The following is an 11,764-nucleotide window of genomic DNA, read 5'->3' on the forward strand; positions in this document are numbered from 1 at the left end:
GAAGACTCTGTGGAATGGGAACCAGCGTACCGACGGCCCCCGACGCCGCCGCCAACCTCGCCGACGTCTTCCCGAGTTGCCTCGTCGCGCTCGGCGCTGCGGACGACACGTGGGTGCGTGACAACGGCCTGGAGGCCCGGATCACCCTCCGCCCCGCCCGTTCCGCGATCGTCGTCCTGGTCGACGGCCTCGGGAGCGTCGCGCTGTCCGCTCGCGCCGGGCACGCCCGTTGGCTCACGGCCGCCAATGGGTCCGGCACCGCCAAGAAGCTCCGGAGCGGGTTCCCGACCACGACGGCAGCGGCACTGAGCACCCTGACCACCGGTCGGTCGCCCGGCACCCACGGCGTGGTCGGCTACAGCGGCTGGAACCCGGACACCGAGGCCGTGATGAACCTGCTGGGCGGATGGGACACCGAGGTGCCGGCGGACTGGTTCCTCGTCGCGACGCTCTTCACCCGGGCCGCGGAGCTCGGCGTCGACCCGGTCGTGGTCGGACCGGAGCGGTACCGGGCGTCCGGCATGACGGCGAACGTCCTGGGCGGCGCACGCTACGTGGCGGCGGACTCGATCCCGGACCGCATCGACGCCGCTCTGGCCGAGACCGCCACCGGACGGTCGCTCGTCTACCTGTACGTGCCGGAGCTGGACTCGATCGGGCACAAGTCCGGGTGGCAGTCCGACCGGTGGACGGCGACGCTCGAGCTGCTCGACGGCGAACTCGCCCGCCTCGACGCCCGCGGCGCTGCGGACGTCGGGATCCTGGTGACCGCGGACCACGGCGTGCTCGACGTGCCGGACCACGCGAACATCGCCGTCGACCCACTGCTGCTGACGGACGTCGTCGGGGTGGCGGGCGACCCTCGGTGCCGGCAGTTCACGGTCGCACCGGGCACGGACGTGCGCGGGCTGGTCGGGGCGTTCCGCGCGCGCTACGGCAAGAAGGCGTACGTCGCCAGCCGTGACGAGGCGATCGCCGCCGGGTGGTTCGGCGTGGTGTCACCGCAGGTGGTCCCGCGCATCGGCGACGTCATCGTCGTGGCGCGCGGGTCGTGGGCGTTCAACGACGACCGGGCACTCCGTGACGGCGAGGTGCCGAAGCGCATGATCGGCCAGCACGGCGCGATGACGGACGAGGAGACCATCGTGCCGCTGCGGCTCGCCGGCGCGTTCGCGCACTAGCGAGCTGTCCGAGCGGTCGGCTCAGGCCGGGTCCTCCGGGCGGGTGCCGAAGACGATCTCGTCCCAGCTCGGCATCGACCGGCGGTTGCGCTTCTTGCGCTCCGAGCGCCCCTCGGCCTCCGGTGCGGATGCCGGGCGGTCGTCGGCCGACTGCGGAGCGGTGTCGCCGTCCGGTCCGTCCTCGAAGCCCTGCAGCGGGATGTCCACGACGCTGATCGAGGTGCCGCGGGCGGGTTCGTCGCGCTGCTCGCCGAATGACGCCGCCTCGCGCTCCCCTCGGCGACGACGGAGGGCCTCGAGCAGGTCGGCGGTCTCGTTGCCCGGAGCACGTTCCTCGACGGCGGCCTGGCCGATGCGGGGCAGCGGTGCACGGAGGGGCGCGCGCTCGGAGACCTCGGGGTTCGTGACGGCGTCGTCGTGGTCGTCGACCCGGAAGGCGCCGGAGTCGAAGCGGGTGTCGTCGTCCGTCTGCGCGTACTCCACAGCACGCAGACGGGGTGCGATGCCCTCGTCCTCGGTGTGCGACAGGCGGTGGGCGTCGCCGTTGTCCGGCACGAGCGTCGCGGTCTTCGGGTCGAACCGCCACTGGGCGTCGTGCTCGACCTCGGCCGCCGTGTAGCGGACCCGGACCTGCCAGCCGCTCTCCGGGTGCTTCCACGAGCCCCAGCTGATCGCGGTGGCCTCGCCGGCCTCGAGCTTCGCGGTGATCGCCGCGCCGAACGTGTCGGGGGCCTCGTCGTCGACCGGGGTCACCGGGACGCGGTGCGAGGCGTCGAGCACGAACGCACGCTCGGCCAGCACCGGCCCCTCGAACCGGCGGACGTACTCGACGTCGACGTCGAGTGCGGCGGCGACCTCGGCTGCGTCGGCACCGCCACGGATGCGTGCCTGGACGTCCTTGGGGGAGACGCGCTTCTGCGGACCGGAGTCGGGGTTGGCCTGTCGGACCTGCCCCGGCAGCGCGGACGTGACGGGCAACCGGAACTCGGTACCGCCGTCGGTGGCCAGGAGGATCGCGCCTGCCTCGACTCCGATGACTCTCACGTCTTGCATGGTCCAGCCTTCCCAGCGTCACGTACGGTCGTGCGTCGTACCCCGTGAGTATGCAGTGATCGCCGGCGGTTTCGACGGAGGCACACGGGCGTGCCGCGGAGTCCGTCCCGGGCGAGAACGGCTGTCGGGAATGTCCCGATCGGGTCACGGGTTGCAGCGCCGTGACGACCCGCCGTAGATCTCGGTTTGCACTCTGGCGGGACGTCGTGCAAACTGTCGCCGCCGATCACCCGGCGACGACCTCTCGATACGAGAAATGGATGGGCATGGCCACCGATTACGACGCCCCCCGGAAGACCGATGACAACTCCGATTCGGAGTCGATCGAGGCCCTCAAGGAGCGCGTTCCTGACAAGATGTCGGGGGTCGTCGACGATGATTCGGACAACCCCGGCAGCTTCGAACTCGCCGGGCAGGACCTGAGCGACGTCGACCTCGACGTCGTGGTGCTGCCCCCGCAGGTCGATGAGTTCACCTGCGTCGAGTGCTTCCTCGTGAAGCACCGCTCCCAGCTCGACCACGAGTCGAAACTCGGGCCGGTCTGCATGGAGTGTGCCTCGCTCTAGACGCACCGATCACCGAAGGCCCCGCATCCTGCAGGATGCGGGGCCTTCGTCGTGCGCGGGGCCTTCGACGTGCGCAGCGGGGCGGACGCGCCACGGGCCTCCCGGCCGCCCGCAGGGTCCGTCAGGACCGCAGCGCCTCGACGACCTTGGTGGGCTGCCGGACGCTGACCAGCCAGTAGGGGGTCGGGTCGGCATCGTCGCGGACCTCGACCTTGACGACCCCGCGGACGTACCCGCGGAAGAGCGTCCAGGCGCGCGCGTCGAGCTTCGGCCCGCGCTGCGTGGTCGCCTCGGCGCCCTCGAACGCCTCGACGCTGCCGACGAGTGCGCGGGGGAGGTGCGCCTTGCCGGCGCGGAACTCGCTGTCCGTGACCTCGATGGTGGGTGCGAGTGCCCACAGGAGCACGAGCACGCCGAGCTCCATGCCGATCGCGACGAGCACACCGGCGAGCACGCTGATGGGCAGGAACACGAGCAGGGTGGCGGGGATGACGAGCGCCGTCGCCAGGTACAGGGCGGGCGGGGCCCAGAGTCGTTCGCGGTACAGGGTCACGAGTCCATTCGACCACGACTCGGGGGAGGTCACGGTCGGGTCACGTCTCTGCACTACCCTCGACACGTGACCGAACCAGTCGACGTCCTCTGGACCGGGGAGAACACCCCCGGACACGCCCACCCCGGCGACGCCGGTGCCGATCTCGTCTCGACCGAGGCCTTCGTGCTGCAGCCGGGCGAGCGACACCTGGCCGGCACGGGCCTGCGGATCGCGCTCCCCGAGGGCTACGCCGCGTTCGTGGTCCCGCGCAGCGGCCTGGCCGCCAAGCACGGCATCACGATCGTCAACAGCCCGGGCACGGTCGACTCCGGGTACCGCGGCGAGATCAAGGTCTCGCTGCTCAACACCGACCGGTCCGAGCCGTACGAGGTGCACGTGGGCGACCGCATCGCGCAGCTGATCGTCATGCCCGTGCCGCGGGTGACGTTCTCGCGCGTCGACGAGCTCCCCGACAGCGTCCGAGGCCAGGGTGGCTTCGGCTCGTCGGGCTACGGTTCGTCGGGCTACGGTGACCGGAGCGGCGCCGTGACCGGTCCCGCCGATGATGTTCAGGAAGGAACGCACGCATGAAGTTCGGTCGACGCAAGCGTGACGAGGGCGAGGTGACCGAGGTCGAGGTGGCCGAGGCCGTCGCCGACGAGGTCGAGATCGCGGACACGACCCCCGAGGTCGACATCGCGACGGACGCCGACGCGGACCTCGACGAGGTCGACGGGGTCGCCCCGACGGACAAGTCCGCGCCGGAGGACCGTGCGGAGAACGGCCCGCACGACGAGACCGAGGCGAACCTGGTCCGCCCGTACGTCGACCTGGGCGGCGTGAAGGTCCTTCCGCGCGAGGGGCTGCACCTGCGCCTCGAGGTCGAGGAGGGCTCGCAGCGCGTCGTCGCGGTCGGGCTCGACTACGACGACTCCACGCTGCAGGTCCAGCCGTTCGCCGCACCGCGGTCGACCGGACTGTGGCACGAGATCCGCGCGCAGATCGCCGAGCAGATCGAGCGCCAGGGCGGTGTCGTGACCGAGGTCGACGGCCCGTTCGGCCCCGAGCTCCGCGCATCCGTTCCGGTCGCGGTCGACGGGGACGGCGGCGCGGCTGGCGTCCGTCCGGCCCGCTTCGTCGGCGTCGACGGCCCCCGGTGGTTCCTGCGCGGCGTGATCGCCGGCAAGGCCGCCGAGCAGCCGGACGACGCCAGCGAGATCGAGGAGCTGTTCCGCAGCGTCGTCGTCGTGCGCGGCACGACGCCGATGCCGCCGCGCGACCTCATCCCGCTGCACATGCCGAAGTCGACGCAGACCGCGATCTGACCAGCGGCCGCCTGACGACCTGACGACCGACCTGCCTGGAGGCACGGTGCCGGAACACGACGACACCCACCGACCCGAGACGGCCGGGTCCGAAGCCGTGCCCGCGTCCGCTGGGATCCCTGACGCTGCGTCGGCTGCGCCGTCGTTCTCGGCGCAGTTCCGCGACGCGGTGCAGAACGCGGGCATCGCCCGCGTCGCCCCTGGCGAGGCGCCCTCCGGGCGCGCGCTGCTCGGCGCGGTCGGCGGCATCCGCGGACTCGCCGAGTCGGTGCTGCCCGGGTTCGCGTTCCTGGTCGTCTACGCGATCACGAAGGAGCTCGTGCCGAGCGTCGTGATCCCGGTCGTCGTCGGACTGGTGTTCGTCGTGCTCCGTCTGGTGCAGCGACAGTCGCTGACGATGTCCTTCGCGGGCATCCTCGGCGTCGCGGTGTCGGCCGGTCTTGCCCTCATCACCGGACGCGCCGAGAGCAACTTCATCCCGGGGATCATCATCAACTCGGTGTGGTTGGTCGGGCTGCTGGTGTCGCTGGCCGTCCGCTGGCCGCTCATCGGCCTGGTGGTCGGGTTCCTGCTGCCGGCCAACGAGGACGGCTCGCACGTCGACTGGCGTGCCGACCCGGTCAAGCGCCGGGTGCTCACGGTCGCGACGTGGATCTGGGTCGGGCTCTTCGCGCTCCGCCTGGCCGTCGAGGTGCCGCTCTACCTGACCGCACAGGTCGAACTGCTCGCCGGGCTCAAGCTGATCCTCGGCGTCCCGCTGTACGCAGCAGTGCTCTGGGTCACCTGGCTGCTGGTCCGCACGGTGTTCGTGCGGAAGGACGACGCCGCCACGGTGTAGAGTTGTCTCGACATCGAGACATTTTCTCGTGCGGCGCTCTGACGTCGGCGGGATTAGGTTTGCCTTGCTGGTGGGACGGTCCACGGCCCGCGAAGATGAGGGCAAACCGATCAGTAGGGAGGCGGCACGGTGGCTGCAGTCAATAGCTTCGGCTCGAAGGACACACTGTCGGTTGGGGGTGTCGACTACGCGATCCACCGGATCGACTCCGTGCCCGGGCACGAGAAGCTCCCGTACAGCCTGAAGGTGCTGCTCGAGAACCTCCTCCGTACCGAGGACGGCAAGAACGTCACCGAGGGGCAGATCCGCGCCCTCGCCGCCTGGAAGCCGGACGCCGAGCCGGACACCGAGATCCAGTTCTCGCCGGCCCGCGTGGTCATGCAGGACTTCACGGGCGTCCCGTGCATCGTCGACCTCGCCACCATGCGCGAGGCGATGGTCGACATCGGTGGCGACCCGAGCAAGATCAACCCGCTGTCCCCGGCCGAGATGGTCATCGACCACTCGGTCATCGCCGACCTCTTCGGCAGCACGGACGCACTCCAGCGCAACACCGACCTCGAGTACGAGCGGAACGGGGAGCGCTACCAGTTCCTCCGCTGGGGCCAGACCGCGTTCGAGGACTTCAAGGTCGTCCCGCCGGGCACCGGCATCGTGCACCAGGTCAACATCGAGTACCTGGCGAAGGTCACCTACACGCGTGACTTCGACGGTGAGACCTACGCCTACCCGGACACCCTCGTCGGCACCGACTCGCACACCACGATGGTGAACGGGCTCGGCGTGCTCGGCTGGGGCGTCGGCGGCATCGAGGCCGAGGCAGCGATGCTCGGTCAGCCGGTGTCGATGCTCATCCCGAAGGTCGTCGGCTTCAAGCTCTCCGGTGAGATCCCGGCCGGCGTGACCGCGACCGACGTGGTGCTCACCATCACGCAGGAGCTCCGCAAGCACGGTGTCGTCGGCAAGTTCGTCGAGTTCTACGGCGAGGGCGTCAGCGCCGTCCCGCTCGCGAACCGCGCCACCATCGGCAACATGTCGCCCGAGTTCGGTTCCACCGCGGCCATCTTCCCGGTCGACGACGTCACGCTCGACTACCTGCGTCTGACCGGTCGCGACGAGGCGCAGATCGCCCTGGTCGAGGCGTACTCCAAGGCCCAGGGCCTGTGGCACGACGCCTCGGTCGAGCCGGCGTACTCCGAGTACATGGAACTCGACCTGTCCACCGTCGTGCCGTCGATCTCCGGCCCGAAGCGTCCGCAGGACCGGATCGAACTGTCGAAGGCGAAGGACCAGTTCGAGGTCGACCTGAACAACTACACCTCGCCGAGCGTGCAGACCGACCTCGACGACGCGGTCGAGGACTCGTTCCCCGCCTCGGACCCGATCGCCGCCGGTTCGTCGAACGAGGACACCACGACCCACGAGCACGTCCACGTGTCGAGTGCGCCGTCGACCGCCTCGGTGCCGACGAAGGTCGCGATGGACGGGGCCGACCCGTTCACCATCGACCACGGTGCCGTCGCCATCGCCGCGATCACCTCGTGCACGAACACGTCGAACCCGTCGGTGATGATGGCCGCCGGCATCCTCGCGCGGAACGCCGCCGCCAAGGGCCTGACCTCGAAGCCGTGGGTCAAGACGACCCTCGCGCCCGGTTCCAAGGTCGTCACCGACTACTACGAGAAGGCCGGTCTCACGACCTACCTCGAGCAGCTCGGCTTCTACACGGTCGGCTACGGCTGCACCACCTGCATCGGCAACTCGGGCCCCCTGCCCGAGGAGATCTCGCAGGCCGTGCAGGACAACGACCTCGCCGTCACCGCAGTGCTCTCGGGCAACCGCAACTTCGAGGGTCGCATCAACCCCGACGTGAAGATGAACTACCTGGCGTCCCCGCCGCTGGTCATCGCGTACGCCCTCGCCGGGTCGATGCACTTCGACTTCGACAAGGACGCCCTCGGTCAGGACCAGGACGGCAACGACGTCTACCTGCAGGACATCTGGCCCGACGCGGCCGAGGTCCAGCAGGTCATCGACGAGTCGATCGACACCGAGATGTTCACCCACGAGTACGGCTCCGTGTTCGAGGGCGACGACCGCTGGAAGAACCTGCCGACCCCGACGGGTGACACCTTCGAGTGGGACCAGGAGTCGACGTACGTCCGGAAGCCCCCGTACTTCGAGGGCATGACCATGCAGCCCGACGCGGTCTCGGACATCTCCGGCGCCCGTGTGCTGGCGAAGCTCGGCGACTCGGTCACGACCGACCACATCTCGCCCGCCGGTTCGATCAAGGCGGACAGCCCAGCCGGCAAGTACCTCGCCGAGCACGACGTCGACCGCAAGGACTTCAACTCCTACGGTTCGCGTCGCGGCAACCACGAGGTGATGATCCGCGGCACGTTCGCGAACATCCGCCTGCGCAACCAGCTGCTCGACGGTGTGGAGGGCGGGTACACCCGCGACTTCACCACCGCCGACGGCGAGCAGTCGTTCATCTACGACGCCTCGCAGCACTACCAGGAGCAGGGCATCCCCCTCGTCATCTTCGGTGGCAAGGAGTACGGCTCCGGCTCGTCGCGCGACTGGGCGGCCAAGGGCACCAACCTGCTCGGGGTCCGTGCCGTCATCACCGAGAGCTTCGAGCGGATCCACCGCTCGAACCTCATCGGCATGGGCGTCGTCCCGCTGCAGTTCCCTGCCGGTGAGACCGTCGAGTCCCTCGGGCTCGACGGCACCGAGGTCGTCTCGATCTCGGGTCTGACCGAACTGAACGAGGGCCGCACCCCGAAGACCGTGCACGTCACCGCGACGCCGAGCGAGCACTCGCCCGCCGGCAAGCAGCCGGTCGAGTTCGACGCGGTCGTCCGCATCGACACCCCGGGTGAGGCCGACTACTACCGCAACGGCGGCATCCTGCAGTACGTGCTCCGCTCGCTCGTCTGACGCGACCCGGATACTGCCTGGAGGCGCGGTACCAGCTGGCACCGCGCCTCCAGTCCGTTCTGTCCCCACGCGCATAGAGTGGGCCGACAGCCCCACGAAAGGAGCGCCCGTGAGCCTGCTCAGCAGCATCACGTCGCCGCGCGACCTGAAGCGTCTCTCCGACGCGCAGATGACCGAACTCGCCGCCGAGATCCGACGGTTCCTGGTGGCCGAGGTCGCGAAGACCGGCGGGCACCTCGGGCCGAACCTCGGGGTCGTGGAGCTGACGCTCGCGATGCACCGGGTCTTCGACTCGCCGAGCGATCCGTTTGTGTTCGACACCGGGCACCAGTCGTACGTGCACAAGCTCGTCACCGGGCGGCAGGACTTCTCGAAGCTGCGCGAGCGGGGCGGGATCGCGGGGTACCCGCAGCGCAGCGAGTCCGAGCACGACATCGTCGAGTCCTCGCACGCGTCGTCGTCGTTGTCGTGGGCCGACGGGATCTCCCGCGCGTTCGGGCAGACCGGGCAGACCGACCGCACCGTCGTCGCCGTGGTCGGTGATGGCGCGCTCACCGGCGGGATGACGTGGGAGGCGCTCAACAACATCTCGGACGACAACGACCGTCGACTCGTCATCGTCGTCAACGACAACGGCCGGTCCTACGCGCCGACGATCGGTGGCATGGCGCGGTTCCTCAGCTCGATGCGGACCCGCCGCGAGTACCGGGCGCTGTACGAGACCTCCCGGGCGGTGGCCGATCGGTTCGGTGCCCCCGGGCGAGCGGTGTACCGCGGGATGCGCGGGGGGCTGCACGGGTTCCTGTCGCGCTTCACGAACAACGAGGCGCTGTACTCGAACCTCGACATCAAGTACATCGGGCCGGTCAACGGACACGACCAGCGGGCGATGGAAGCGGCGCTCCGGCAGGCGAAGGCCTACGGCGCCCCGACGATCGTGCACGCGATCACCGAGAAGGGGCACGGCTTCGAGCCCGCCCTGCGTGACCAGGCCGACCAGTTCCACGCGGTCGGGCACATCGACCCGGAGACGGGGGAGTCGCTCGACGCCGCCTCGGGACCGTCGTGGACCTCGGTGTTCGCGTCGACCCTGGCTTCTGTCGGCGATTCGGACCCCCGTGTCGTCGCGATCACGGCTGCGATGCTCCGGCCGACCGGACTGCATCTGTTCCAGGAGCAGCACCCCGACCGCGTGTACGACGTCGGCATCGCCGAGCAGCACGCCGTGACGACCGCCGCCGGCCTCGCGTACGGCGGCCTGCACCCGGTCGTGGCGCTCTACGCGACGTTCCTGAACCGGGCGTTCGACCAGGTGCTGATGGACGTCGCCCTGCACCGGGCCGGCGTGACGTTCGTGCTCGACCGTGCCGGAATCACCGGGCCGGACGGGCCGTCGCACCACGGCATGTGGGACCTCGCACTGCTGCAGGTCGTGCCCGGCATCCGGATCGCGGCACCCCGTGACGCGGTGACCCTGCGCGAGGAGTTCCGCGAGGCGATCGCCGTCGACGACGCCCCCACCGTGCTGCGGTGGTCGAAGGGCCAGGTCGGACCGGACATCCCCGCGGTTCGTCGTCTCGCCGACGGGGTGGACGTGCTGCACGCCGCTGCGGACGGCGTCGAGGACGTGCTGTTCGTGGCCGTCGGGTCGATGGTGCCGACGGCTCTCGAAGCCGCGGCGCTGCTCGAGGCGCAGGGCATCGGCGTCACCGTCGTCGACCCGCGCTGGGTGGTCCCGATCCCGGGCTCGCTCATCGAGCTGTCGCGCACGCACCGCCTGGTCATCACGATCGAGGACGGCGTGCGGGTCGGCGGCGTCGGCACGCGGCTCCGTCAGGACCTGCGGGCCGCCGGGGTCGACACGGGCGTGAACGAGCTGGGGTTGCCCGATGAGTTCATCGACCACGCGACCCGGTCCCAGATCCTCGCCGACGTGGGGCTGACCGCGCAGGCGATCGCCCGCGACGTCATCGACCAGGTCGTGGGGACGAAGTTGCCGCAGGCGAAGCCCGCCCGGTCGCGGGAGTCTGCGGACCGCTAGGCGGGTCGTGCGGAACCAGGTTCCGGACACTGCACCACGTTTCTCCGCGGTGCTGTGTCCGGAACGTGGTTCCAGCGGAAGGCCATCCATGCCGGCAGGGGCATGTCCCTCGGGAACGTCTGGCAGGATCGCCGCATGCGACGGGGGTTCAGGACAACGGTGGTGGGGTTCGCACTCGCCGTGGTGGCGTTGACTTCGGGGTGTGCGGCGATGAACGACGGCACGGTCACGCCGGAGCTCGGTGCCGATGTCCGGATCGGCGCCAGACAGACGATGCACCGTGTGGTCGACTGGGAGGGCACCGTCGCAGTCCACCGGGTCGATGCCACCTGGACCGACTCGTGCGGCCACGCGAGCAACTCCGGGTTCTTCCAGCCCGCTTCGGGCACGACGTGTCGGATCGACGCCGGAGCGGTCTACACGATCGACGGTGCGACCACACCGGTCGACGCGGTGCGCATCGTCGGTCCGGCGCTGCGCTCCGGGGGCCTGACCGACGAGGACCTCGTGGCACAGGCGATCCAGCCGGACGGATCGACACCGTACTTGGTCGACATCGGCGGGCAGCAGTCGATTGCCCTCGGCAACGACCTCGGGCAGGACCGGTTCGCCGTCGTCCGGGTCCGGGGTTGGGACGGGTCACTCGGTCTCTGGCAGTCGGAGGGGGCGTCCGTCGTGCAGTCCGCACCGGGTCTCGGTGTCGATCGACGCGATGACGCCGTCCGAGCGAGCGGGGCGGACTACGTGCTCGTCGTGACGCACAGCGCCGCGTACTTCACGTCGTACGACAACGAGCCGCCCGCGCCGCCGGCACCGCGGCCGTCGGTCCCGCCGTGCTTCAGCGGCAGCAGCGACTGCGTCGGCGGGTGATGGCGGCTCACGACGGGGGCGCTGCCGGATCTGGTGCAGCTGCTGACCGCAGCGCAGCGAGGATCGCCCGCGCCATCGGCGTCACCCAGAGGACCTGGCCGTGGTCCAGACCGTCGCGGCCCTCGCGGAGGATCTGGACGCGGGACGACGAGGCCGACTCGCGCTGGAAGGTCAGGACGATGTTCTCGGCCCGCAGCGCGAACGACGTCCGGCGGGCGATGACGGCGCCGTCGTCTCGGATCTCCATGGCCGCAGCCCCCGGAACCGCGTCGACTGCTCGTCGGAGCAGGGCCGGTACAGCGTCGAGCGGGACCGGCAGGACCACGGACGGCCCTGCGGCGGCCTTCGGTGCCCACCACTCCTGCGTCATCCCTGCACAGTACGCCGGGCGGGCGTTCCTGAGGCCGGG

At 70.3% G+C, this 11,764-nt stretch carries 11 protein-coding genes; 8 read left to right on the forward strand and 3 right to left on the reverse strand.

From position 1 onward, the window contains the following. Positions 1-14: 14 nt before the first annotated feature. The gene (locus tag ITJ59_RS04685) at positions 15-1,181 is read left to right on the forward strand and encodes an alkaline phosphatase family protein (protein ID WP_194649973.1); all 1,167 of its coding nucleotides are present in this window, start codon (positions 15-17) and stop codon (positions 1,179-1,181) included. Positions 1,182-1,202: 21 nt separating this feature from the next. Here ITJ59_RS04685 and sepH read toward each other — a convergent pair whose 3' ends face one another. Then, positions 1,203-2,234: a septation protein SepH gene (gene sepH, locus ITJ59_RS04690; protein WP_228511058.1), complete on the reverse strand. Its 1,032-nt coding sequence runs from the start codon at positions 2,232-2,234 to the stop codon at positions 1,203-1,205. Between the two features lie 266 nt (positions 2,235-2,500). Here sepH and ITJ59_RS04695 point away from each other — a divergent pair, with 266 nt between their 5' ends. Continuing rightward, positions 2,501-2,800 carry a DUF4193 domain-containing protein gene (locus ITJ59_RS04695; protein ID WP_194649975.1) on the forward strand — a complete coding sequence of 100 codons (300 nt, stop codon included), beginning with the start codon at positions 2,501-2,503 and terminating at the stop codon, positions 2,798-2,800. Between the two features lie 121 nt (positions 2,801-2,921). Here the strand turns inward: ITJ59_RS04695 and ITJ59_RS04700 are convergent, their stop codons facing one another. Next, the gene (locus tag ITJ59_RS04700; RefSeq protein WP_111086383.1) at positions 2,922-3,353 is read right to left on the reverse strand and encodes a DUF3093 domain-containing protein; all 432 of its coding nucleotides are present in this window, start codon (positions 3,351-3,353) and stop codon (positions 2,922-2,924) included. A gap of 66 nt (positions 3,354-3,419) precedes the next feature. Between ITJ59_RS04700 and dut the strand changes: the two genes are divergently transcribed. The 6 genes from dut to ITJ59_RS04730 all read left to right on the forward strand — a co-directional run bounded on the left by dut (position 3,420) and on the right by ITJ59_RS04730 (position 11,355). Further along, positions 3,420-3,926: a dUTP diphosphatase gene (gene dut, locus ITJ59_RS04705; RefSeq protein WP_194649976.1), complete on the forward strand. Its 507-nt coding sequence runs from the start codon at positions 3,420-3,422 to the stop codon at positions 3,924-3,926. Continuing rightward, positions 3,923-4,660 carry a DUF3710 domain-containing protein gene (locus ITJ59_RS04710; RefSeq protein WP_228511060.1) on the forward strand — a complete coding sequence of 246 codons (738 nt, stop codon included), beginning with the start codon at positions 3,923-3,925 and terminating at the stop codon, positions 4,658-4,660. Before dut ends, ITJ59_RS04710 begins: the two co-directional genes overlap by 4 nt. Before the next feature lie 46 nt (positions 4,661-4,706). Then, positions 4,707-5,498, forward strand: a complete 792-nt coding sequence (locus ITJ59_RS04715; protein ID WP_194649977.1) for a DUF3159 domain-containing protein — start codon at positions 4,707-4,709, stop codon at positions 5,496-5,498. A gap of 129 nt (positions 5,499-5,627) precedes the next feature. Beyond that, positions 5,628-8,444, forward strand: a complete 2,817-nt coding sequence (locus ITJ59_RS04720) for an aconitate hydratase (RefSeq protein WP_194649978.1) — start codon at positions 5,628-5,630, stop codon at positions 8,442-8,444. A gap of 109 nt (positions 8,445-8,553) precedes the next feature. Next, positions 8,554-10,485, forward strand: coding sequence for a 1-deoxy-D-xylulose-5-phosphate synthase (gene dxs, locus ITJ59_RS04725; protein WP_194649979.1), 1,932 nt, complete (start codon positions 8,554-8,556; stop codon positions 10,483-10,485). Positions 10,486-10,647: 162 nt separating this feature from the next. Next, a complete protein-coding gene (locus tag ITJ59_RS04730) occupies positions 10,648-11,355 on the forward strand; it encodes a hypothetical protein (protein ID WP_194649980.1) in 708 nt (235 codons plus the stop codon). Positions 11,356-11,362: 7 nt separating this feature from the next. Here the strand turns inward: ITJ59_RS04730 and ITJ59_RS04735 are convergent, their stop codons facing one another. After that, on the reverse strand, positions 11,363-11,725 hold the full coding sequence (locus tag ITJ59_RS04735) for a hypothetical protein (protein WP_194649981.1): 363 nt from the start codon (positions 11,723-11,725) through the stop codon (positions 11,363-11,365). Between the last annotated feature and the right edge of the window lie 39 nt (positions 11,726-11,764).

Origin of the sequence: Curtobacterium sp. VKM Ac-1393 (assembly GCF_015350995.1) — a bacterium.
Taxonomy (GTDB): domain Bacteria; phylum Actinomycetota; class Actinomycetes; order Actinomycetales; family Microbacteriaceae; genus Curtobacterium.